Raw genomic sequence first — 24,208 nt, 5'->3', positions numbered from 1 at the left:
CGGCGCGTCAGCGGTCGGTGTCCGCCTCGCTGATCCATCTCAGGACCTCGGCCGCCGCAATCTCCGGAGAATCGATGTTCGTATCGATCCGGATCTCGGGCGTTTCCGGCGGCTCGTAGGGGCTGTCGATGCCGGTGAAATGTTTCAGTTCGCCGGCGCGGGCCTTGCGGTAGAGGCCCTTGACGTCGCGGGCTTCGGCGACTTCGAGCGGCGCGTCGATGTGGACCTCGACGAACTCGTCTTCGCCGACCAGCTCGCGCGCCATGCGACGCTCGGCGCGGAACGGCGAGATGAAGGACACCAGAACGATCAACCCGGCGTCGACCATCAGCCGGGCGACCTCGGCGACGCGACGGATGTTCTCGACCCGATCCTCGTCGGTGAAGCCCAGGTCGCGGTTGAGGCCGTGGCGGATGTTGTCGCCGTCCAGCAGATAGGTGTGGCGACCCTGTGCGTGCAGATGCTGCTCGACCAGGTTCGCGATCGTCGACTTGCCGGCGCCGGACAGGCCTGTGAACCAGATCACCCGTCCCTTCTGGTGCTTGATGGCGGCGCGGGCAGTCTTGTCGATGGCAGTCGCCTGCCAGTGAATGTTGTGCGACCGTCGCAAGGCATACCGCAGCAGACCGGCGCCGACGGTTCGGTTCGACATCCGGTCGATCAGAATAAAGCCGCCGAGATCGCGATTGCGCTCATAGGGCTCAAAGGCGATGGGCGCGGTCAGCGACAGGTTGCAGACGCCGATGTCGTTCATCTCGAGCCGCTTGGCCGCCTGTTCTTGCAGGCTGTTGACGTCGATCCTGTGCTTCAGTTCGGTGACCGTGGCCCCCAGCGTTCGCGCCCCGATCTTCATCAGATAGGGCCGGCCGGGCAGCATGGCGTCCGCGTCCATCCAGACCAGGGTCGCCGCGAACTGATCGGCGGTTTCCGGCGGAGTCTCTGCGGCGGCCAGAACGTCGCCGCGCGACACATCGATCTCGTCGTTCAACACCAGGGTGACGGACTGACCGGACTCCGCCTCCGGCAGATCACCGTCGGCCGTGACGATGCGGCTGACGGTGCTTTCGCGTCCGCCGGGAAGCACGCGCACACGGTCTCCGGGCTGCACCAGGCCGGAGGCGATCCAGCCGGAAAAGCCCCGGAAATCCTGATGCGGCCGGTTGACCCACTGCACGGGCATCCGGAACGGTGACCCGGTCGAGGCCTGATCGACGTCGAGGCTTTCCAGCAGTGGCAGCAGCGCCGGCCCCTGGCTCCAGGATGCGTTGGCGGATGGCGCGATGACGTTGTCGCCACGCAATGCCGACACCGGGAGCGCGTGAACCCCGGTCAGGCCGATGCTGTCGGCGAAGCGGCCGTAGTCCGATGCAATGGCGCGGAAGGCGTCCTCCGACCAGCCGACCAGATCCATCTTGTTCACCGCCAGGATCACGTGCCGGACGCCGAGCAGTTTGACGATGTAGGAGTGTCGTCGCGTCTGGGTCAGCACGCCGTGGCGGGCGTCGACCAGGATCACGGCCGCGTCCGCCGTGGATGCGCCGGTGGCCATGTTGCGGGTGTACTGCTCGTGGCCCGGCGTGTCGGCGACAATGAATTTGCGCTTGTCGGTCGAGAAGAAGCGGTAGGCGACGTCGATGGTGATGCCCTGCTCGCGCTCGGCGGCGAGCCCGTCCAGCAACAGGGCGAAGTCGAGGTCGCCGCCCTGTGTGCCGTGGGCGCGGCTGTCCGCCTCCAGCGCCGCCAGCTGATCCGAGAAGAGCATCCTGGAGTCGTGCAGCAGACGGCCGATCAGGGTGGACTTGCCGTTGTCGACCGATCCGCAGGTGATGAAACGCAGCAGGCTCTTGCGCCGTTGCGCCAGCAGATAGGCGTCGATGTCCTCGGCGATCAGGCGGGACTGATCCGGCATCAGAAATAGCCTTCCTGCTTCTTCTTCTCCATCGAGGCGGATTGATCGTGGTCGATCATTCGGCCCTGTCGCTCGGAGGTGGTGGCCAGAAGCATCTCCTGGATGACCTCGATCAGGGTCGAAGCCGTGCTCTCGACCGCCCCCGTCAACGGATAGCAGCCGAGTGTGCGAAAGCGGACCGAACGCATCCGGGGCTGCTCGCCGGGGCGCAACGGAAAGCGGTCGTCATCGACCATGATCAGCGCGCCGTCGCGCTCGACCACCGGCCGGGGCGCGGCGAGGTACAGGGGAACAATGGGGATGTTCTCCTGATGGATGTATTGCCAAACGTCGAGTTCGGTCCAGTTGGAGATCGGAAAGACGCGGATGCTCTCGCCCGGCCGCTTTCGCGCATTGTAGAGCCGCCAGAGTTCGGGGCGCTGATCCTTTGGATCCCAACGGTGATTCGCCGATCGGAATGAGAAGATGCGCTCCTTGGCGCGCGACTTTTCCTCGTCGCGCCGGGCGCCGCCAAAGGCTGCGTCAAAGCCATGCAGGTCCAGCGCCTGCTTCAGACCCTCGGTCTTCCACACGTCTGTGTGCAGGGCCGAGCCGTGGTCGAAGGGATTGATCCCTTGCGCCAGGGCGTCGGGATTGCGGTGCACCAGCAGTTCGAAGCCATGCTCGGCGGCCATCCGCTCGCGCATTTCGTACATGGCCCGGAACTTCCAGGTCGTGTCGACGTGAAGGAGGGGGAACGGAGGCCGCGATGGAAAAAAGGCCTTTCGCGCCAGGTGCAGCATCACGGCCGAGTCCTTGCCGATCGAATACAGCATCACCGGGCGCTCGGCCTCGGCGGCCACTTCGCGCATGATGTGGATGCTCTCGGCCTCGAGGCGCTGCAGATGGGTGAGAGGGGGTCTGGTCTCGATCACGTCGGGCTCATCGCGGCGGCGACTTCCGCGCAAAGGTTACGGGAATGCGTCGCCGGGACGCTGACGTCCTAAGCCGCCGCCGCGCGCTTGCGGACGCGGGCGATGCGGCGAAGACGGCGCCAGAAGCGGCCGCGTTCCGGTTCGGGGTAGGGCTGGAGGTTCTCGACGAACTGTTCGGCGGATGCGCGCCAGCTGAACTTTTCGGCGTAGGTCCGCACGTTCGCCCGATCGAGTTCGAGACACTGCAGGCAGGCGGTTCGCAGATCGTCGTCGATCGCGCCGGCGCCTGAGCCGGGGATGATGTCGATCGGACCGTGGGCAGGATAGGCCGCGACCGGGGTGCCCGTAGCCATGGCCTCCAGGATCACGAGGCCGAAGGTATCCGTCCAACTCGGAAACACGAACACATCGGCGTCGCGGAAGCAGCGGGCCAGGTCTTCCCCGAAGCGCGCCCCGAGGAACTTGGCCTCCGGGTATTTCTCCTGAAGCTCGAGGCGGGCGGGACCGTCGCCGACCACGATCTTGGTGCCGGGCAGGTCGAGCTGAAGAAAGGCCTCGATGTTCTTTTCGACGGCGACGCGACCGACGTTCAGGAAGAAGGGGCGGGGCCAGTCCTTGCCGCCGAGCTCCTCGTAGATGCGCGGCAGGTCGGGATTGAACTGTTCGGTATCGACGCCGCGCGACCAGGGCGAGACGTTCTTGAAGCCATGTTCCACCAGCTCGTCGCGCAGGGTGGGGGTCGCCACCATCAGTCGACCCGACGGCTTGTGGAACCACTTCATGTAGGCGTAGCCGACCTGCACCGGGATCGGGAAACGGGCGGAGACGTACTCCGGGAATTTGGTGTGATAGCTGGTGGTGAAGGGCAGCTTCCATTCCACGCAGATGCGCCGCGTGGCGATGCCGATGGGACCCTCGGTAGAGATATGCACCGCCTCCGGCTCGAACGCGCGCAGCATCTCGCGGATTTCTTCCTCCGCACCCAGCGCCAGCCGGATCTCGGGATAGGTCGGGCAGGGAATGGTCTTGAACAGGCTAGGCTCGATGACCTCGACCTCGTGACCCATGGCGCGGCATTCCGCGACCGTGCGGGTCAGGGTGCGGACGACGCCGTTGACCTGCGGTTCCCAAGCGTCGGTGGCCAGAACGATGCGCATGAAGTCGGCGGAACCCTGGCCGTTTCGCAAAGAGCCGGAACCCTTAGCCCGTTCGGATGACGATGGCGAGACGTGGGCTACAGCGGCAGCACGGTGGTGGACTTCACCTCTTCGAGAACGGCGTAGGTTCGGGTTTCCCGCACGCCGGGCATCCGCACCAGCACGTCGCCCAGGAAGACGCGATAGGCGTCCATGTCGGCGACGCGGGCCTTGATCAGATAGTCGAAGCCGCCGGCCACCATGTGGCACTCCAGCACCTCGGCCTGGCGACGCACGGCCTCGGCGAAAGCCTCGAACATGTCGCCCGTGGTGCGGTCGAGCAGGACCTCGACAAAGATCAGCAGGTCGCGGCCCACGCGCGCCGGATCGACCATGGCCGCATAGCCGGTGATGATCTTCTTTTCGCGCAGCCGCCTGACCCGCTCGAAGCAGGCGGCGGGAGACAGGTTGCAGCGCCGGGCCAGCTCGGCGTTGGAGATGCGGGCGTCGGTCTGCAGCACCCGCAGGATGCGTCGGTCAACGGCGTCGATATCGGTCATCGGAAAAGCTTCAGCCTGTCAGGGCGGGTGATCGTCCAATGCGCCAGCCGGACAGCCATCGGCATGCGCTTGTCGATCAGGCGGCGACCGGATCCAGTTCGCCTCGAAGCGTGTGCGCCAGGTAGGCGCGGCCGCCCTGGTCACGTCTCAAGGCGTGCGCCTGCACATCGCTCGCGCGCCAGTAGTGCACGACCAGACTGCTGCGCGTCCGTGCGAAATCCTCGATGGCGGAACCGCCGTGTATCAACTGCCCGTGCCAGATGAACACGTCCCCCGGCCGGCCCCGGAAGGTCACACGCTTTAGCCCTCGCGCCTCGATCTCCGCATCGAGATAGGCGCGGCATGCTTCTTCTTCCGCCTCGATCATGTTGAGGCGACCATCAGAGAAGCGATAGGGCGGAATTTTGTGGCTGCCGGGATAGAAGAAGATGGGCCCGTTGGCTTCATCGACGGGATCCAGAGAGATGCTGGCGGCGATCATTCCCTCGTCGTTCGGAGGGGGCATGTACCAGCTATCGATGTGCGCGTTCTGCTGGCTTCCACGTTCGAAGTTCAGCGAGTTGCAGATCATGGGTTCGTCCGCGAGCAGGCAACGGAAGATCGCCTTCAGGCGAGGCGACAAGGCCGCCTCGCGGATGCGCTCATCTCGCAGGAACAGATTATTCAGCTTGTAGACCTCGCCCTTCACCTCTGGCGGCGCTTCGCTCATCGGGAACCAGCGGCCCGCGTGTTCGCCTGTGATGACGTCAACATGGTGGGGGTTCCCCTCCGGGTTCGCCCAGTGCCAGTTCACCGTCTGGCGAATCTTGTCGATTTCCTTGGGATTGAGCGCGCCGTGCAGGTGCAGATAGCCCTGCGCTTCCCAATGCTGGCGTTCCCGTGACGAAAGCGGAGGAAGGAAGGGCAGGCGGAGCATGATGGAGATCCCTGTGTGAGGTCAGGCTAATGATCCCCAGTCGCCGTCGCAACCGTCTGGCCGCCCGGACGCGCCGTTGTTACATGGCGCCTAAAGACCGCAAGCTGCGTCGGCTCGCGAGAGGACTGTGGCAAGGGGATAATGGTGGCCGGATTGGATCTGCTCTCGCGTGCGACGGCTCTTTTTCGAAAGTCCAACACGACGCCCTTTCGCGAGGCCGGCCGAGACGCGGCGAGGGAAGGCCGACTGGCTGACGCCGTTGCGGCGTTCAGACGTCATCTCGAACTCCGTCCAGGAGACGGTCAGACGTGGATACGACTGGCCAACTTGCTCAAGGACGCCGCGCGCTATGACGAGGCCGAGCGGTGCTATGAGCGCGGATGCAAGCTGCGGCCGGACTCGGCGGAAGCTTGGCTGAACCGCGGACATCTCGCCAAGCTTCAGGCAAGGGAGGATCTCGCCGCCACGTTTTTCCGTCGCAGTTTCGCGTTGAACGGGAATGTTGAAACCGGGCGGGAGTTGATGAAGCTGTCGTCAGGGCCGGGTTCCGCCTCCGTCAGTCCATCTCTGTCGGGAAGCATCGACGGTTTGGTCGCCAACACCATATCCGGATGGGCGGTCGATCCCGACCGCCCGGGCGAGGCCGCGGAAATCGAGTTCCTCCAGAACGGGACAAGGATCGGTTCGGGCGCGACCTCGATCGCGCGTCCGGATGTCGCCGCCTGCGGTTTTGGCTCAACCCACGCGGGGTTCCGGATACTGCTGGACGGGGCCTATCGATCGGATCGCGGCCCCGTCGTTGCGCGGCTGGTTCGCTCCGGCGCCGAACTGGCGAACTCTCCCTATCAACCCGATGAGGACGACAGCATTTCGCGCTGGCTGAATCGCTGGAGCGGCCTGAATGAAGACCGGCGAGAGGAGTTGCGCCGGTTGTTCGACGACGAAACCGACGGGTTCGCTCTGTCCATCGTCATGCCCGTCTACGACCCCCCGATCGCGTGGCTGCAAGACGCGCTGGACAGCGTTCTGGCGCAAATCTGCACGCGCTGGGAGTTGATCTGCGTCGATGACGCTTCATCGAATCCCGAGGTGGGGCGCGTGCTTGCAGCGTACGCCCTTCAAGATTCGCGCGTCCGGATCGTGACGATGGGTTCGAACGCCGGCATATCGAGCAGCACGAATGCAGGTCTACAGGCAGCCACAGGCTCGCATGTGGCGTTCATGGATCATGACGACGCCCTGGAGCCCGAGGCGGTGTACAGGGTCTTGGACGCCGCTCGCCATGACTGCGACCTCATCTACAGCGATGAAGTCATCACTGGACAAACGCTGGATGAGATCATTCAAGTCGTGGCCCGGCCGGCCTTCTCCCAGGAATATTATATTTCGCATCCCTACTTCGTTCACCTTGTCGCTGTGAAACGAACGCTGGCTTGCGAGGTCGGCGGCCTTGATCCGGACATGACGATATCCATGGACGTGGATTTCGTCCTGCGGATCATCGAGCGTGCTCGGTCTATCGCCCATATTCCCGTGCCGCTGTATCGTTGGCGAACGCATGCTCAAAGCGTGGGGCATGCCAAGATGGACGCCGTCATGGCCGCGACCCGCACGGCCTTGCAGCGCCATCACGAACGTACGGGACGGCAGGCCGTCGTCTCGGACGGGCCGGTGTTCAACACCTTCCGCCACGATGCGCCGCCGACGTCGGCGCGCACGCTCATCATCGTCCCCACCAAGGACAGGCTGGATCTCGTCAAGCCTTGCATCGACTCGCTGCTGGCGACCACCACGGCGGACATCCTGGTCGTGGATCACGAGTCCAGCGATCCGGATGTGCTCAGCTATCTCGCCAGCTTGCCGGATCGCGTCCGCGTTCAACGCTTCGTCGGGCCCTTCAACTATTCCAGGATCAACAACGAAGCGGTCAAGGCGTTCGGAACCGGATACGACCTGTTCCTGTTCGCCAACAACGACATCGAGGCGATCGAGCCGGGCTGGCTCGAGCACATGGCCGGCCTTAGCATGCGCGAGGACGTCGGCGCTGTGGGCGCGCTCCTGCTCTACGGTGATGGATCGGTTCAGCATGGCGGCGTGGTGCTGGGCGTGGGCGGCCCCGCAGAGCACGTCTACAAGAATGCGCCGCATATGTTGGGCGCTCAGCGCAACCCGGGGTACATCAGCGGACTGGTCGCGGTGCGTGACTATATGGCGGTCACGGGCGCCTGTCTGATGATGCGGGCCGACGTGTTTCGTCAGATCGACGGGTTCGACGAGCTGCTGGTTGTCGGCTTCAACGACATCGACCTGTGCCTGCGCGTCCGCGAACTGGGATTGAGCGTGCTCTTCGACGGGCATGCGGTTCTTCATCATCACGAGTCCGCCACACGGATCAAATCGCAGCAGCTGCGGCATCCAGAGGACACCGATCTCATGTCTGGCCGGTGGGCGGATGTTTTGGCGCGTCCCGATCCTTATTTCAGCCCGATGTTCGGAACCAAGGCGCCCGCCGCCCACGTGATCGTTACCGCCATCGATCCCTTCGCTCCAGTGCGGATTTGGAGACGAAAGGCCGGCGCCGGCAGGCCTTCCCGGGCGAGGCGGGTCGCGCCGCCCGTTGAAGCGATCTGAGGCGTCACATCTAGACTCGGGCTGCCTTTGACGCCGCCTTGGCTGGGATGAAGCGCGAAATCTCGATGTTTCTTGTCGTTCGGCTGCTCTCGACCAAACAATCGTCGGCGTGCGGGCCGATCATACGAAGCACCTTCAACGATCCCGGCATTATAGGGCGAGATCGACTCTGGAGCCCACGCCATGGCCGCCGCCGCATTCTCCGCCGCCTCGCTCGCCGTCTGGGACGGGCTGGACCACCACAAGTTCCGCGATGAGCGGGACGCCGTCGCCGCCAATCTGAAGCGCATCCCGCTGGATGCGGGCGAGCGCCAGGCCGTGGTCGCGGAGGCTGTCGACCTGGTCGAGCGCGCGCGTCGCAGCCAGAAGAAGCAGGGGGTGGTTGAAAGCTTCCTGCAGCAGTTCTCGCTGGGCACCCGCGAAGGGCTGGCGCTGATGTGCCTGGCCGAGGCGTTGCTGCGCACTCCGGACGAGGACACGCGCGACCGGCTTATCGCCGAAAAGATCGGCTCGGCCGACTGGGCCCAGCACCTGGGGCAGTCCGACAGCCTGTTCGTCAACGCCTCCACCTGGGGGCTGATGCTGACGGGCAAGCTGGTCGATGTGGACGATCAGGCGAAAACCGACCTGCCCGGCTTCCTCAAGCGTGTCGCCGGTCGGCTGGGCGAACCGGTGATCCGCCAGGCGGTCGCGGCCGCCGTCAAGATCATGGGCGAGCAGTTCGTGGTCGGCCGCACCATCGAAGGCGCGCTGAAGCGGTCAAACAAGGAAGGCTGGCTGTGCAGCTTCGACATGCTGGGCGAGGGCGCTCGCACCGAGGCCGACGCCGACCGCTATGAGCGCATCTACGCCCACGCCATCGAGGCGGTGGGCAAGACGTCCAAGGGTCAGGGGCCGGAAGCCGGCCATGGCGTGTCGGTCAAGCTGTCGGCGCTCTCGCCGCGCTATGAGGCGACGCAGGAGGAACGCGTCTGGGTCGAACTGTACCCTCGCATCCTGCGCCTGGCGCTGATCGCCGCGAAATACGACATCAACTACACCATCGACGCGGAAGAGGCGGATCGCCTGGCCCTGTCGCTGAAGCTGCTGGATCGGTTGGCGCATGAGCCGGCGCTGGGCGGCTGGACTGGCCTCGGGCTGGCGGTCCAAGCCTATCAGAAGCGCGGGCTGGAGACGGTTCAGCGTGTCGCCGACCTCGCCCGCCGCTCGGGTCGCCGGCTGATGGTGCGGCTGGTCAAGGGCGCCTACTGGGATACCGAGATCAAGCGCGCCCAGGTGTTCGGACGCTCCGACTATCCGGTGTTCACGACCAAGGCGGCGACGGACCTGAACTATCTGGTCTGCGCGCGGGCCATGATCGAGGCGGCGCCCCATCTGTATTCCCAGTTCGCCAGCCACAACGCTCACACCCTGGCCGCCGTGCGTCGCATGGCGCGTGACCGGCGCGTGAAGATCGAGCACCAGCGCCTGCACGGTATGGGCGAGGTGCTGTACGACGCAGCCCGTGAAGCCTGGGCGGGCGAAGAGGTGATCGTGCGCGCCTATGCGCCCGTCGGCGGGCATGAGGAACTGCTGCCCTATCTGGTGCGGCGCCTGCTCGAGAACGGCGCCAACTCCTCCTTCGTCCATGCCCTTCTGGACGAGCGGGTGCCGGCCTCGGCCGTCGCCGCCGATCCCATCACCCTGGTCGAGCAGACGCCCGACCGTCACCCCAGAATCTCGGTTCCCAAAGACATGTACGGCGATCGCCAGAACTCCCTCGGCCGCGACTACAGCCAGGCCGCCGACCGCGAGAAGCATGCGCGCGCGCTGGAACTGGTGGATCGCGAAAAGCTGACCAGCGGCCCGATCGTCGGCGGCAAGCTGCGCGCCGGCGTGAACCCGCGGGATGTCACCAGCCCGGCCGATCGCGCCCGCGTCCTGGGGCATGTCTCGGAGGCTTCTCCCGAAGACATCGATGCGGCCGCCGCGGCTGCGCAGAAGGCGCAAGGACCGTGGGATCGGTTAGGCGGCGCAGGTCGCGCCCCCATCCTGCGCGCCATGGGCGATGCGCTCGAGGCCGACATGGACCGGCTGGTCGCGCTGCTGGCGCGCGAGGCCGGCAAGACCCTGAACGACGGCGTGGCGGAGGTGCGCGAGGCCGCCGACTTCTGCCGCTACTACGCCATGCTGGCCGAGCAGCAGTTCGGCGGACCCAAAGTCCTGTCCGGCCCTGTGGGCGAGGTGAACACCCTGGTGCTGCACGGCCGGGGCGTTTTCGCCGCCATCAGCCCATGGAACTTCCCGCTGGCCATTTTCACCGGCCAGATCACCGCCGCGCTCGCCGCCGGCGACGCCGTCCTGGCCAAGCCGGCCGAGCAGACGCCGCTGGTCGCGGCCGAGGCCGTTCGCCTGTTCCACAAGGCCGGCCTGAACCCGGATCTTCTGGCGCTGCTGCCCGGGCGCGGCGAGACGGTGGGCGCGGCGCTGGTGTCGCATCCGCTGATCGACGGCGTGGCCTTCACCGGCGGCACCGACACCGCAACCGCCATCAACCGCGCCATCGCCAGCCGGGCCGGGCCGATCATCCCCTTCATCGCCGAGACCGGCGGCCTGAACGGCATGTTCGTCGACACCACTGCGCTGAAGGAGCAGGTGATCGACGACGTGATCCTGTCCGCGTTCGGCTCATCGGGCCAGCGCTGCTCGGCCCTGCGCCTGCTTTATGTCCCCCACGACGCCGCCGACGCCTTGATCGAGGGGCTGAAGGGCGCGCTCGCGGTCCAGGTGGTTGGCGACCCCGCGGATCCCCGGACCGACATCGGCCCCGTGATCGACGCCGAGGCTCGCGCTGCGCTGGAGGCCCACCTGAAGCGGCTCGAAGGCGACGCCCGCATCGTCGCCCGCGCCGCCGTGCCGGACAGCGTCTCGGCCGGCGACTTCTTCGCCCCCACCATCGCCGAGGTGCCGACCGCCGACTATTTGGAACGCGAGGTGTTCGGCCCCGTCCTCCACATCTGCCGGTATCACCCCTCCGACCTGCGCGAGGTCGCCGGCAAGCTGGCCGGGCGCGGCTATGGTCTGACGCTGGGCGTCCACAGCCGCATCGACGCCTTCGCCGACGAGGTCAGCCGCCTGGTTCCGGCCGGCAACGTCTACGTCAATCGCTCCATCATCGGCGCGGTGGTCGGCGTCCAGCCCTTCGGCGGCGAAGGCCTGTCCGGCACCGGCCCCAAGGCGGGCGGCCCCCACATCCTTATCCGCTTCGCCTCGGAAAAGGCCGTAAGCGTCAATATCGCGGCGCAGGGCGGCGATCCGGCGCTGCTGAATCTCTAGTACGCATGCTTCCGCTTCTCGACTTCCCGGCAGGGGGCGGGCTTGGTATGCACGGCGGCGCTTAGCAGGATGGATGATGTTCGGACGTTCAAAACTCAAGAACACGGTCGCGGCCGAACTCGGAAACGAAGAGCGAGCCAAGCTGCTCGCCGAAATCGACAAGCTGCGCGCGGAAATGGAGCGTCGCGAACAGCAGCCGCATTTCGTATCGGACTACACGGCCTACGTTCGCGAGCTCATGGACAAGCATCCGCTGGATGAGGCGATGTCCTACGCCGTGGGCGGCTCCTATGATCTGACCGGATCGCTGCTGGTTCAGGTTCTCAAGGGGTGCGGCCTCGAAGACGGCATGTCGATCATCGATCTGGGCTGCGGCAGCGGTCGGCTCGCCAAGCATCTCGGGCTGAACTTCGAGCGGATCGACTATCTTGGCATCGACATCGTCCAAGAGCTGCTCGATTACGCCCAGAGCCAATCGCCATCGACCTACCGGTTCCAGCTGAACCAAACCCTGAGCCTTCCCGCGCCGGACGCCTCCGCCGACATGGTCGTGATCTTCAGTGTCATCACTCACCTCCTGCATCAGGAAAGCTACGTCTACCTGCAGGAAGCCAGGCGGGTGCTGAGGCCGAACGGGCGCATCGTCTTTTCTTTCCTGGAGAGCGAGCGCAACTGGCCGATCTTCCAGGGCATGGTCGATCGTGCGGCGGCGGGATCAAAGGACGATCAGTTGAATATGTTCACCGAGCGGTCGCAGATTGAAGCCTGGGCGAAACATCTGGACATGGACGTCCTCGGCTACGATTTCGGCTTGCCTCACGAAGGCGACGGGCAAACCGTCGTCGTGCTTGTCCCGCGTGACGCCGCCTGATCGACCGAAGCCGGATGTCGGTCGTGGCGGGGAGTTGCTCGTGTTGATGGAAATGCGCCGCCTATGAGCTTTACCAGACCCGGTTCCCGGCACACGCGCATCCTTGAAGCCTTGATGATGCGCGAAGTCGTTACGCGCTTCGGTCGGGAAGGCCTGGGATTTCTGTGGCTTGTCGGCGAACCCTTGTTGTTCTGTCTTGGCGTGCTGGTGATGTGGTCGATCATCAAGCCCGAATACGAACACGGCGTGCGCCTGGGGCCGTTTATCGTGACCGGCTACATGAGCTTGCTGCTGCTTCGCCACCAAATCTCGTATTCGCAGGGCGCGATCCAAGGCAACATCGGGCTTCTGTTTCACAAACAGATCAGCATTCTTCATATCATGCTGTCGCGAAACATCCTTGAATTCATGGGCGCCACCGCCGCATTCATCATCGTTTACTTTGTGCTGATGGTTCTTGGTCAGGTGTCGTGGCCTGAGAACATATTGCTGGTCTACGCAGGTTGGCTCATCTTGGCGGTCTTCAGCGTAGGCTTGGCCAACGTCATGGCCGCCCTGGCGATCCGCTGGGAAGTGATGGAGCGCATCGTTCCCCTGCTCACCTATATGCTGATCCCTCTGTCGGGAGCCTTTTTCATGGTCGCGTGGCTGCCCGAGCGTGTTCAGGAAATCTACCTTCTGGTGCCGATTCCTCACGCCATCGAGATGATCCGCGCAGGGGTGTTTGGCCCCTTTGTCGAGACGCACTACAACGCGACCTATGTTCTGGCCTGGTCGGGGGTTCTGAACTTTCTGGGATTGATCCTGCTTGCCGACGCCCGCGATCGGGTGGATGTGGAATGACCGTCGCCCGAGGCGTTTGGAACCGAGTATGACCGAGCCGAAACTGAATTACGTGGGGCCGCTGCCGGAGCTCCTTCCTTATGCTCGCTCGACGCCGTGGTGGCGGCGCATCCCGCTCGCGTTCCTGATCGTGGTGGTGGTTCCGACCGTCATCGCCGCCATCTACTTCCTGCTGATCGCTTCGCCGCGCTACGTTTCGGAGGCGCGCTTCATTGTTCGGGATGCTGGTCAGGCTCCCAGCGCCTTTGGCCTTGCGTTGCAAGGCGTCGGGCTCAGTTCGGGCCAGACAGACGCGTTCGCCGTGCACGAATACATGACCTCCGCCGATGGCTTGCGTGATCTGCGCCAACGTTTCGACGTGCCCGCCCTGCTTTCACGTCCGGGGGCGGACTCGCTTTCCCGCTACCCACGGCTTTGGGAGAGCCGGAGCGAAGAGGGTCTGCTCAAGGCGCTGGGCCGCTTCGTCACCGTTGGATACGATTCCTCGACCGGCATCAGCACGCTGAGGGTCGAGGCCTTTCGCCCCGCCGACGCTCAGAACCTAGCGGCGTCCTTGCTGAATGGCGGCGAGGCCCTGGTGAACCGCCTGAACCAGCGTGCGGTGACCGACGCCGTTCAGCAGACGCGCGTGACCCGGGAAAACGCCGTGCGCAACCTCGCCCGCGCGCAGACCGAACTGACAGCCTTCCGCAACGAGCAGGCGATCATCGATCCCCAGACCATCGTCACCGAGAACGCCCAGCTGATCGGCGAGCTGAACGTGCGCGTGGCCGAGCTTCAGGCCCAGCGCGAGCAGATCGCCGCCGAGGCGCCGCAGAGCCCGCAGCTCAGGCCCATCGATGCGCGGATCGCCGCCTACCGCCGCCAGATCGAAGCGGAGCGGGCGAAGATTTCGGGCGGATCCGCGACCTTGGCTCCGCAGGTCGGCGCGTTCGAGGAACTCACCTTCGAACGCGAGCTCGCCACACGAGAGTTGGCGGCCGCCACGACGTCTCTGCTGGCCGCCGAACAGGATGCGCGGCGTCAGCAGGTCTATCTCGAGCGGGTGGTGTCGCCAAACCTGCCTCAGGCGCCGCTGGAGCCTCGGCGCTGGTTGTCCCTGCTTGCGGTATTTGCGTCGTGCCTGTTGATCTACGGCCTCGGCTGGCTGATCTGGTCCGGCGTTCGGGAACACAGGCAGGACGGATGACCACCGTCGCGCCGGAGGTGGGCCTGCAGGTCTCGAACCTGGGATTGACCTACAGAACCGCTCAACGTCCCGTCTTTAGCGGCCTCAGCTTTGATCTCGGACCCAGAGACCGGTTGGCCATCCTGGGTCGGAACGGGCAGGGCAAGTCCACGCTCATCAAGCTGCTCGGCGGCGTGATGTCGCCGACGCAGGGCCGTATTCGCTGGAACATCAGCCAATCCTGGCCGATCGGCTTTCATGGCGGTTTTCAGGGCAGCCTTTCAGGCCTCGACAACATCCGCTTTCTGGCGCGGATCTATGGCCGCGATTTCCGGGAGGTCCGCGACCGGGTAGATGACTTCGCGGAGCTGGGCCGGTCTCTTCGTCTTCCGGTGAAGCACTACTCCTCGGGCATGAGGGCGCGTCTCGCCTTTGGCCTGTCCCTGGCCATCGAGTTCGAATGCTACCTGGTGGATGAACTGGTGGCGGTTGGCGACGCTCGCTTCCAGCGCAAATGCCAGCATGAACTGTTCGAGCGCCGCGCCGAACGGGCGTTTCTTCTGGCTTCCCACAACGTCGATCTGGTCTCCAGCTACTGCGACCGGGCGCTGTTGGTCGAAAGCGGAAAGGCCAAGGTCTTCGACGACATCGAGGAAGCGGTCGAGATCTATAAATGGCTGAGAACCGCTTGACCGATCCTACCATCGACGGCGAAGGCTGGATGCGCCGCTGCGTCCTGATCGCCGCGCCCCGCCAGGCAGAGGCCTGGCGCATCGCCCTAGCCGAGGCCGCCTTGCAACAGGGGCGCGACGTGGTGTTCCTCGATCAGGCGCCGGACGCATCCGAGGCTCGCGATCCACATCGCATCTTTGTCGCTTCTGACCACCGCTTTCTGCGCCCCTCCGCCGACGCCGAGCGCGTGGTGCTGCTACACGGCCTGACCCATTTCGCCGGCCTCGATGCCGTGTCCGAGGAGGATGCGCGGGTCCACCTCATCGAGATGTCGCGCTTCGGCGTGGAGGCGATCGACTGGTCGCGCGGCGGGCGCCGCGTCGCCGAGGACGCGCCGCAGCGGCTGTCGTTGTTCGACGACTTCGAGGTGTGCAGCCCTATGTCACCGCCAATCGGCGAGGGCCTTCGAGACCAGGCGGCCAGCAAGGCGCTGACCTATCTTGAGGCCGGCGGCCAAAGCGAGTGGAGCCCCGCCCTGTTCATCACCAACGCGCGACCGGCTCCTGGCGCCGGCGGCGACTGGCTGGACATGACCGGACCGCCCCGCGCCCTGGTTCGGGGGCCATATCTCTGGGCACCCCCAGGACGCTGGAAGATCAAGCTGCGTTTCATGATCGACGGCGACGGCGCCAAACAGGAGTTTCAGTTTCGCTGGGGTCCGCCTCTCACGCCCGTGCTCCTGAAGGCGACCCCGGCACAGTCCGGGATTTTCGAGGTGGAGCTCGAGAACGACTGGGCGGAAGCCGACGGCATGGAACTGACCGTCGCCCTGCCGCATAGCGCGGTCTCGGGCCGATTCTGCGTGGTCGGCATCGATGTGTCGGAATTCGAGTTTCGCCCCTCTGCGTAAGATTCGAGACGCGTTCAAGCGGGGTCGATCAGCGTAGGCGCGGCCCGCTTACCGGCTCTTCAGCCGCGACAGATAGGCGCCGTATGAGCTCTTGCCCAAGCGGGCGGACAGTTCTTCCAGCCGATCGGCGTTGATGAAGCCTTTCTGGAACGCCACCTCTTCGGGGCAGGCGATCTTGAAGCCCTGACGCTTTTCGAGAACTCGGACGAACTCGGCCGCTTCCAGCATGCTGTCGGGCGTGCCGGTGTCGAGCCAGGCATAACCGCGTCCCATGATCTCGACCGAGAGATCGCCGCGCTCGAGGTAGGCCTTGTTGACGTCGGTGATCTCCAGCTCGCCTCTGGATGAGGGCTTGAGCGCCTTGGCGATGTCGACCACCTCCGCATCGTAGAAGTAGAGGCCGGTTACCGCCCACTGCGAGCGCGGCGCGGCGGGCTTTTCCTCTATGGACAGCGCGCGCATCTCGGCGTCGAACTCGACCACGCCGTAGCGTTCCGGATCGTTGACGTGATAGGCGAACACCGTCGCGCCGTCCGGGCGGCTCATGGCGCTGGTGAACAGGTCGGTGATGCCGTGGCCGTAGAAGATGTTGTCGCCCAGGATCAGCGCCGAGGGGCTGTTTCCGACGAAATCCGCGCCGATGACATAGGCCTGCGCGAGGCCGTCGGGGCTGGGCTGTACGGCGTACTGAATCTCCATGCCCCATTGAGAGCCGTCCCCCAGCAGGGCCTGGAAGTTGGGCGTGTCGCGCGGGGTGGAGATGATCAGCACCTCCCGTATTCCCGCGAGCATCAGCGTCGACAGCGGATAGTAGATCATCGGCTTGTCATAGACCGGCATCAGCTGCTTCGACGTGACCAGCGTCATGGGATGCAGGCGCGTGCCCGATCCGCCGGCCAGGATGATGCCCTTCATGCCGCAGTCCTTTCGGCGTTCAGTTCGGTCACGATCTCGGCGACGGCGTCCTGCCAGCTGCGGGGCGCGACGCCGTAGTGGCGGGTAAGCTTCTCGCTCGACAGCCTCGAGTTCGACGGGCGACGCGCCGGCGTGGGATAGGCGGAGGACGGTATGCCCTCGACCGTCGCGGACGGCCCGGCGGAAGCGGCGCTGAGGGCGAAGATTTCCCGCGCCAACCCGGCCCAGTTCGTCTCGCCTGCATTGACGAAATGGTAGACGCCGGTGGGAGCGTCCGGATCGTCGATCATCCGCAGCGTGATCACCTTGAGGGCGGCGGCGATGTCGCGGGCCGAGGTGGGGCATCCCCGCTGGTCCTCGACAACCCGCAGCGCCGGTCGGTCGGCGGCGAGGCGCAGCATCGTCTTGAGGAAGTTCGCCCGGTGCACGCTCAGCACCCAGGCGGTGCGGAGCACGACAGAGCGGGGATTGCCGTTCCTGACCGCCAGTTCCCCCGCCAGCTTGGAGGCTCCGTAGACGCCCAGGGGCCCCACGGGATCGGTCTCTACATAGAGGCCGTCCTTTTCGCCATCGAACACATAGTCGGTGGAAACCTGGATCAGCGGAACGCCCGCCTCGCGTGTGGCGTCGGCCAGCACCGCGGGGCCCATGGCGTTGGCGGCGAAGGCGGCCGCGACCTCCGCCTCGGCCTTGTCCACGGCCGTATGGGCGCCGGAGTTGATCACGGCGGCGAAGGGTGTGGCGGCGAAGGCGGCCTTGACCGAGGCCGCGTCCGCCAGATTCAGTTCGGCTCGCGTCGGAGCATGCAAGACGACGCCCTCAGGCCAGTCGGCCGCCTGAAGCTCCAGACCGACCTGACCGGCCCCCCCGGTGATCAGGATATGGACGGGATCAGCCATGGGCCACGCCGAGACGCTGGGTCGAATAGCGGGCGTCGAGGATGTCCCGCCACCAGGACTGGTTCTCCAGATACCAGGCCACGGTCTGTTCGATGCCCTGTTCGAAGGTCACCGACGGCGTCCAGCCGAGATCGGCGCGGATCTTGGCGGCGTCGATGGCGTAGCGATGGTCGTGCCCCGGACGATCGGTGACATAGGTGATCTGGTCGGCGTATCGGCCCTCGGCCTTGGGGCGCAGCCGGTCCAGGATCGAACAGATTGCCGTCACCACCTCGATGTTCTTTCGTTCGGCGTTGCCGCCGACATTGTAGGTCTCGCCCGGCTTTCCGGTCTCGAAGACGGCCTGCAACGCCCGGGCGTGGTCGTCGACGAACAGCCAGTCGCGCACGTTCGACCCGTCGCCATAGACCGGCAGGGGCTCGCCGTTCAGGGCGCGGATGATGATCAGCGGGATCAGCTTCTCGGGAAAATGAAAGGGGCCGTAGTTGTTGGAGCAGTTGGTCACCAGCACCGGCAAACCGTAGGTGTGGCCCCAGGCCCGCACCAGGTGGTCCGATCCGGCCTTGGACGCCGAATAGGGCGACCGCGGATCGTAGGGCGTGGTCTCGGTGAAGAAGCCGTCCTCGCCGAGCGAGCCGAACACTTCGTCAGTGGAAATGTGGTGGAAACGAAAGGCGGACCTGGCCGCCTCATCCAGGCCGCGCCAGTAGGCAAGCGCCTGGCTCAGCATCACGAATGTCCCGACCACGTTGGTCTGAACAAAGGCGCCGGGCCCGTCGATCGAACGGTCCACGTGGCTCTCCGCCGCGAGGTGGGCGACCACCTCCGGTGCGAAGTCGCGAAAGGCTCGAGCGACGGCGTCGGCGTCGCAGATATCGGCCTGGATGAAGCGGTAGCGATCGCTTGAGGAGACAGGGTCGAGCGAACTCAGGACGCCCGCATAGGTCAGCTTGTCGAAGACCAAGACTTCATGATCGCTGTGCCGGATCAGTCGCCGCACGAGCGCCGAGCCGATAAAGCCGGCCCCGCCGGTGACCAGGATGCGCATGATCGTCTCCGTCAGAGCGCGGACAGCGGCTCTAGCGCCTGACCGTCATATTCAAAGGGGCTGTGGAACTGGGCCAAGGTCGGCAGAACCCTGTCTTTGTCCGACAACACGGCGCCCGAGGCCGGCAACGGCCAATCGATGCCGATGGACGGGTCATTCCAAACCAAGCCGCCGTCGCAGTCCGGCGCATAGACGTCCGACACCTTGTAGGCGATCTCTGTATTTGGCTCGAGGGTGACAAAGCCGTGGGCGAAGCCGATCGGCACGAACAACTGCTCGCCGCCCTCGGCCGTCAGCTTGGCTGCGACATGCTGCCCATAGGTGGGAGATCCGCGGCGGACATCGACGGCATAGTCCATGATGGAGCCCCGGACACAGCGCACCAGCTTGGCCTGGGCGTGCGGTGGCCGCTGGAAATGCAGTCCGCGCACCGTGCCGGAAGCCGCCGAAAAGGACTGGTTGTCCTGAACAAACCGGACATGGATGTCTTGCGCCGCCGCTGAACCCTCGGAGTAGGTCTCCATGAACCAGCCGCGCGCATCGCCGAAGCGTCGCGGTCGCATCAGGATCGGCTTTGATGGCAAGGCGGACTGTCCTTCTTCAACCCGCTCCGCTTAACGTGGGGGGGTGGGGTTTACAACCCGATCGCCGTCCCGGTCCTGCGCGATGCCCCGCGTTTGCGCCGCTCATCATGCGTCTGAGGTTGCGAGAAGACGACGTTTCTTGCCATACCCGCGCGACCGCGAAGGAGGCTTGGGTGAAGCACAGGAACACGGACGACAGCCCGAGGTTCGACGCGGACTATTACCGCCGACGTTACCCCGACCTTCGACAGCTTCGTGATGCGGATGCGAAGGCGCACTTCAACAGCCACGGCCGCTTCGAGGGGCGGCGCCCCTCGGCGGAGGCGCGTTTCGAGGACAGTCCGCTTGGCGTCGATTTGCCCACGCTGTTCTCCGCTGGAGAGTATCAACGCCTGAACCCGGACGTCGCGGCCGCAGCCGCCGACGACTGGGAGGCTTGTCTGCACTATATTCGTCACGGCAAAGGCGAAAAGCGTCGGTTCACCGAACTCGATCCCGACTTTTACTGGCGCATGTACCTCCACGACCAGCCGTTCAATCTCCAGGCTGTGGGTCGGCATTTTCGCGCTCACGAGGGGCGGCCGGACATTCACCGCTCGCTTGACGCCATGCTGGAGGCGTATGGCGTCGCGGGCCGGGTCTGGCTGGACGCATTTTCGGATCGCGCCTTCTCGCTGTTGAACTTCCATTGGCTCGGCGAGATGATTGAAGGTCCGCGCGCCGTCGCCCGCTTCCTGGATGAGGGCGTCAAACGGCTCGCGCCCTTCAGCTTTTCGACCCGGTTCGACCCGGACTTCTATCACGAGATTCACCCGCTTCTGGCTTCGTCGCCTCCCGAGCGGGCTTACAGGCATTGGCTCTTCAAGGGGCTGGAGACCGGCGAGCCGGGCGATGGCGCCGAATGGCTGAGGCGCAGCGGACTCGAACTGTCGCAATATCCCGCCGCTCTTGTCTGGAAGGCTTATGCAGCCGGCCGGTTGGATCAGACCGTCGAACAAAATCGCTGGACGGCCTTGTCGCATCTGATCGCGTCTTCCGCGGAGGAGCCTGCCGAATGGCCTTTGCTGTCCGAAGGCGCGGGCGTGTTTCTGCTGGCCATGGCGAAGCTGCGCTCCAGCCGTGGCGATCCGCACACGGCGCTGGCCTGTCTTGAACGCGCCGTCGCCTTGGGCGTCGATGACCCAGAGGTCAGCCATGCGATGGGAGACGCCTGTCACCGGGCGGGCCAGTCGAGCGCCGCGTTGTCGCACTATCGCAGCTTTCACCGGAGCGGACGATCAACCCTTTGGTCCGTCGTGCTCGGCGCCGAGTGCGCCGTCAAGATCAGCGACTCCGACGGCGCCCTGGAAATGCTGCTGTCCAACAAGGACGCCTATGGGGGCGATCAGCCCTGGCTGGCCATGCTGGACAAGGTTGTCTCGGCCAAGTTCGAGGACGCCACGGTTCGGGCGCGGGCGTTGTACGCCGCGGAACAGCGACCCGAGGGGGATGCGCTTCTTGAGGGCGTTGTTTCTTGGACGGCGGACGCCTGGTCGCGCGGACTCGATCTTCCCGCGACCTTGCCGCGACGCAAGCGCAAGGTCGTCATCCTCGCCAACCAGAGCCTGCCTCAGTGCACCCATTACCGGGTCGAGCAGAAGCGGTATGTGCTCGAGGCGGCGGGTTACGAGGCGGAAATCTTCGATTGGACGGACACCGGTGAGTTCCTGGCCGCGCTTCCAGACGCCTGCGCCGCCTTCTTCTACCGCGTGCCCGCCTTCCCCGGCGTCGTGAAGGCGATTCTGTCGGCGCGATCGCAGGGCGTCGCCACCTATTATGAAATCGACGACCTGATCTTCGACCCGACTGACTATCCGGACCCCTTCGCATCGTTCCAGGGTCAGATCAGCTGGGACGTCTATCAAGGCCTGATCTACGGAACCACGCTGTACCGTTCGGCGATGCGGCTTTGCGACTTCGCGCTGGCCTCGACCACGCCGCTGGCGCGTCGAATGGAGCGAGAAGTGCGCAATCGGCGCAGCTTTGTCCTGCGCAACGGCCTAGATCCGCGCAATCTGGGTCTGGAGGCGCCGCTGTCCACTCGGGCGAAGCCGCCGGGCCGGATTCGCATCGTCTATGGCTCGGCGACGCTGGCGCATAACCAGGATTTCCATGACATGGCCGGCGACGCCCTGCGCGCCGTCATGGACCGCCATCCCGAGGTTGAGCTCTGCATCATCGGCCACCTGGATCTTGGCGACGCCTTCAGCGCCTACGGCGAGCGGGTGATCCAGGTGGAACTTTTGCGCGATCCTCGCGCCTATTGGGCCCTGTTGGCGGAGTGCGACATCAATCTCGCCGTGCTCGCGCCAGGCGCGATGGCCGATTGCAAAAGCGAGATCAAGTGGTTGGAGGCGGCCATCCTCTCCATTCCCTCGGTGCTCAGCGCCACCGAAACCTACCGCGAAGTGGTCGAGCACGGCGTCACCGGCCTTCTCGCCGAGACGCCTCAAGACTGGGAGCGGGCGCTGGAGCAGCTGGTGACCAACGCATCCTTGCGTGCTGAAATCGGCAGCGCCGCTCGGCAGGCGGCGCTGAGCCGATACAGCGTCGAGGCGTCGGCCCAGGCTCTGTCAGAGGCTCTGCAGCCCGCGCTGGCCGCCGCTGTCGAAGGCGAGGCAAAGAAGCGCATCCTTCTGGTCAATGTGTTCTTTCCACCGCAATCGATTGGCGGAGCCACGCGCGTGGTGGCGGACAACCTGGAGCATCTGCTCCAATCCGGCGCCTTCGATTTCGCCGTGGCCGCGACCGACTACGACGCACGTCCAGAGTATCGCGCTCGCAACGATTCCTACCGAGGCGCCCCAATATTCCGGATCGCGCCTCCGTTGGAGGACAACCTCGACTGGAAGCCCGTCGACAAGAAGATGGCTGACTGGTTCAGGCAGGTGCTGGCAACGTTCCAGCCCGACCTGGTCCATTTCCACTGCGTCCAGCGACTGACCGCCTCCATTGTGGATGTTTGCACCGAGGAGGGCGTGCCCTACTTCGTCAGCGTCCATGATGGTTGGTGGCTGTCGGACTACCAGTTCCTGTTCGACGAACAGGCGAGGATGCGGACCCCGGGGGACGAACTCCGTCTTGGATCGCGCGCCCCAGTGACGCTGACACAGACGCTGCATCGCCTTGGACATCTACGTCAGGCCTTGGACGGCGCCCGCAGGATATTCGCTCCGTCGCGCCGCTTCGCCGAACTGTATCGAGAGGCGGGCTTTGATCAGGCGGAGGCGCTGAGCAACGGCTTGTCCGATCTGCCCATCCTCGCCAGACGACCGTCCGAAAGCGGACGGGTGCGGTTGGCTCACATCGGCGACACATCCCCACACAAGGGCTTTGACCTTGTGGAATCTGTTCTCCGGCAGGGCGCCTACGATCGGCTGGAGCTTCTGGCCCTGTCCCATGGACGATCCCAACATCAGTTTACCGACGATGTCTGGGGCAAGACGCCGGTGCGACTGGCCGGGCGTGTTCCTCAGGGCGAGATTTCCGACCTTTACGCCGGAATCGACGTGCTCCTGGCGCCGTCGGCCTGTACGGAAAGTTTTGGGCTTGTCACGCGCGAGGCGAACGCGGCGGGCGTGTGGGTCGTCACCAGCGATCGCGGAGCCATCGGCGAGGACGTTCGACCGGGCGTGGACGGTTTCGTGATCGACGTCTCATCGCCGCAGGGCCTGGCCGATGTCTTGCAGGCCATCAACGACGATCCAGAGCGGTATTTGGCGCCGGCGCCGCGTAACCCCGCGGTCTGGTCGTCTCGTGAGCAGGCCCAAACCCTCACCGGCGTTTATGAGACGTTTTTCGCCAGATCCGAGGATGAAGCGGATCGTCCGGTCAGCAGAGCATAGGCCCGCTCAATGGCGTCGTTCTTGACGAACAGCAGGCTGCGGGGCGGCGGCGAGGGCGCCGCCCCGGGCGTCACGCCGCCGTTCATCGGCGAGCCGTAGAAGATGTGCGCGCCGATCTGACGGACGCGGGCCAGCCTGCGCGACCAGGTGGGGCGGACGTAGTTGGCGTGGTAGTTGACCGAGCTGCGCGGCAGCAGCGACTTCGACTCTCCCGCATAGACGCCGCGCGCAATGCGCTCGGCGCGCGACCACGCCGTCATGTTGATAGACGAACGCCCGATCGAACCGTCGCAGGTGAAGGTGAACTGGCAGGTGCGGGTGTTGCGCTGATACACGACCTGACAGACGTCCCGAGGATAGCGGCCGCTGTGCGCGCGGTTCAGCACCACCTCGGCGACGGCAGCCTGCCCCTCTTCGCTCTCGTTGCGGGCTTCATAGTAGATGGCCTGAGTCAGGCACTCGACCGGGTTGGTCGGCACGATCGGCATCCGCTTGAGGTCCAGGCGCGGCGGCGTGTAGCCCCGGCCGCTTACAACAGGCGCCCGGCTGGGATCGTAGGCCGGCGGAACAATGCTGGATGCCGGTTCGTTGAGGGGCAGAACCGCCGAACGGATGGCGGCTCCAGAACTTGTGGACGCTCGGACTGGTCTGACGGAACTTACGGTGCGCGGCGCTGATCCGGCGCGAGACGGTGGCGGGGCGTCCTTCAGGCGCCCGCCCTTGCCCTGGGCCAGCATCGCCTGCATGCGGGCGTTGAGTTCGGCGCGTCGATCCGCATCCGTCGGGATCGGCGCGACAAGAGGTTGCTCGACCTTTGTCGGCGCTTTCGCCGGCCCCGGCTCGGCGCGGGCCAGCAAGGCGCCGCCGCTCACCCCGCCCCACAGGACGAGCGCCAAGCCGCCGGCAAACATGACTGAGGTGGTCGCCCGCATCCCCGCGTCCCCGATTTCCCCTGCGAGATACCAAATGCCGCCATATTGGCAAGCGTGGCCGCAGCGATAGCATTGGCGCGGAGTGCTGAACGGACTACTAG

General features: G+C 65.2%; 18 protein-coding genes. 8 read left to right on the top strand and 10 right to left on the bottom strand.

From position 1 onward, the window contains the following. Positions 1–7: 7 nt before the first annotated feature. The 5 genes from cysN to KY493_RS11550 all read right to left on the bottom strand — a co-directional run bounded on the left by cysN (position 8) and on the right by KY493_RS11550 (position 5,435). Positions 8–1,909 carry a sulfate adenylyltransferase subunit CysN gene (gene cysN, locus KY493_RS11570; protein WP_219896487.1) on the bottom strand — a complete coding sequence of 634 codons (1,902 nt, stop codon included), beginning with the start codon at positions 1,907–1,909 and terminating at the stop codon, positions 8–10. After that, on the bottom strand, positions 1,909–2,823 hold the full coding sequence (cysD, locus tag KY493_RS11565) for a sulfate adenylyltransferase subunit CysD (protein WP_219896486.1): 915 nt from the start codon (positions 2,821–2,823) through the stop codon (positions 1,909–1,911). The genes cysN and cysD overlap by 1 nt, the downstream gene beginning before the upstream one ends. Before the next feature lie 68 nt (positions 2,824–2,891). Further along, positions 2,892–3,980 carry a glycosyltransferase family 1 protein gene (locus tag KY493_RS11560; protein ID WP_219896485.1) on the bottom strand — a complete coding sequence of 363 codons (1,089 nt, stop codon included), beginning with the start codon at positions 3,978–3,980 and terminating at the stop codon, positions 2,892–2,894. A 77-nt stretch (positions 3,981–4,057) separates the two neighbouring features. Continuing rightward, the gene (locus tag KY493_RS11555) at positions 4,058–4,519 is read right to left on the bottom strand and encodes an Lrp/AsnC ligand binding domain-containing protein (RefSeq protein ID WP_219896484.1); all 462 of its coding nucleotides are present in this window, start codon (positions 4,517–4,519) and stop codon (positions 4,058–4,060) included. 76 nt (positions 4,520–4,595) lie between these two features. Further along, on the bottom strand, positions 4,596–5,435 hold the full coding sequence (locus KY493_RS11550) for a phytanoyl-CoA dioxygenase family protein (protein ID WP_219896483.1): 840 nt from the start codon (positions 5,433–5,435) through the stop codon (positions 4,596–4,598). 141 nt (positions 5,436–5,576) lie between these two features. Here KY493_RS11550 and KY493_RS11545 point away from each other — a divergent pair, with 141 nt between their 5' ends. The 7 genes from KY493_RS11545 (at position 5,577) to KY493_RS11515 (ending at position 15,845) form a co-directional block, all read left to right on the top strand. Continuing rightward, positions 5,577–8,066, top strand: a complete 2,490-nt coding sequence (locus tag KY493_RS11545) for a glycosyltransferase (protein WP_255567875.1) — start codon at positions 5,577–5,579, stop codon at positions 8,064–8,066. A gap of 183 nt (positions 8,067–8,249) precedes the next feature. Beyond that, entirely contained in the window at positions 8,250–11,381 is a 3,132-nt protein-coding gene (putA, locus tag KY493_RS11540; protein ID WP_219896481.1) for a bifunctional proline dehydrogenase/L-glutamate gamma-semialdehyde dehydrogenase PutA, read from the top strand. A 76-nt stretch (positions 11,382–11,457) separates the two neighbouring features. Continuing rightward, positions 11,458–12,252 (top strand): class I SAM-dependent methyltransferase, encoded by a 795-nt coding sequence (locus KY493_RS11535; RefSeq protein WP_219896480.1) that lies wholly within the window; start codon positions 11,458–11,460, stop codon positions 12,250–12,252. A 63-nt stretch (positions 12,253–12,315) separates the two neighbouring features. Beyond that, positions 12,316–13,095 (top strand): ABC transporter permease, encoded by a 780-nt coding sequence (locus KY493_RS11530; protein ID WP_219896479.1) that lies wholly within the window; start codon positions 12,316–12,318, stop codon positions 13,093–13,095. Positions 13,096–13,123: 28 nt separating this feature from the next. Next, on the top strand, positions 13,124–14,284 hold the full coding sequence (locus KY493_RS11525; protein ID WP_219896478.1) for a chain-length determining protein: 1,161 nt from the start codon (positions 13,124–13,126) through the stop codon (positions 14,282–14,284). Further along, positions 14,281–14,955 carry an ABC transporter ATP-binding protein gene (locus KY493_RS11520; RefSeq protein ID WP_219896477.1) on the top strand — a complete coding sequence of 225 codons (675 nt, stop codon included), beginning with the start codon at positions 14,281–14,283 and terminating at the stop codon, positions 14,953–14,955. The genes KY493_RS11525 and KY493_RS11520 overlap by 4 nt, the downstream gene beginning before the upstream one ends. Then, positions 14,952–15,845, top strand: a complete 894-nt coding sequence (locus KY493_RS11515) for a hypothetical protein (protein WP_219896476.1) — start codon at positions 14,952–14,954, stop codon at positions 15,843–15,845. Before KY493_RS11520 ends, KY493_RS11515 begins: the two co-directional genes overlap by 4 nt. A gap of 48 nt (positions 15,846–15,893) precedes the next feature. On the opposite strand, the gene rfbA is transcribed toward KY493_RS11515, so the two are convergent. Genes rfbA through rfbC form a run of 4 tightly spaced genes read right to left on the bottom strand, consistent with a single transcriptional unit; the run spans position 15,894 to position 19,270 of the window. Beyond that, complete coding sequence (gene rfbA / locus KY493_RS11510; RefSeq protein WP_219896475.1) at positions 15,894–16,760, bottom strand: glucose-1-phosphate thymidylyltransferase RfbA; 867 nt, start codon at positions 16,758–16,760, stop codon at positions 15,894–15,896. Beyond that, a complete protein-coding gene (gene rfbD / locus KY493_RS11505) occupies positions 16,757–17,659 on the bottom strand; it encodes a dTDP-4-dehydrorhamnose reductase (protein WP_219896474.1) in 903 nt (300 codons plus the stop codon). Before rfbD ends, rfbA begins: the two co-directional genes overlap by 4 nt. After that, positions 17,652–18,707, bottom strand: a complete 1,056-nt coding sequence (gene rfbB, locus KY493_RS11500) for a dTDP-glucose 4,6-dehydratase (RefSeq protein WP_219896473.1) — start codon at positions 18,705–18,707, stop codon at positions 17,652–17,654. Before rfbB ends, rfbD begins: the two co-directional genes overlap by 8 nt. A gap of 11 nt (positions 18,708–18,718) precedes the next feature. Next, entirely contained in the window at positions 18,719–19,270 is a 552-nt protein-coding gene (rfbC, locus tag KY493_RS11495) for a dTDP-4-dehydrorhamnose 3,5-epimerase (RefSeq protein ID WP_219896472.1), read from the bottom strand. A 194-nt stretch (positions 19,271–19,464) separates the two neighbouring features. Here rfbC and KY493_RS11490 point away from each other — a divergent pair, with 194 nt between their 5' ends. Then, entirely contained in the window at positions 19,465–23,175 is a 3,711-nt protein-coding gene (locus KY493_RS11490; RefSeq protein WP_219896471.1) for a glycosyltransferase, read from the top strand. Here KY493_RS11490 and KY493_RS11485 read toward each other — a convergent pair. Beyond that, positions 23,115–24,107 (bottom strand): cell wall hydrolase, encoded by a 993-nt coding sequence (locus tag KY493_RS11485; protein ID WP_219896470.1) that lies wholly within the window; start codon positions 24,105–24,107, stop codon positions 23,115–23,117. The two genes, KY493_RS11490 and KY493_RS11485, sit on opposite strands and share 61 nt — an antisense overlap. Positions 24,108–24,208: the final 101 nt, after the last annotated feature.

The sequence above is a fragment of the Brevundimonas sp. PAMC22021 genome (assembly GCF_019443405.1).
Classification (GTDB): domain Bacteria; phylum Pseudomonadota; class Alphaproteobacteria; order Caulobacterales; family Caulobacteraceae; genus Brevundimonas.
This window is presented reverse-complemented; position numbering and strand designations above follow the sequence as displayed.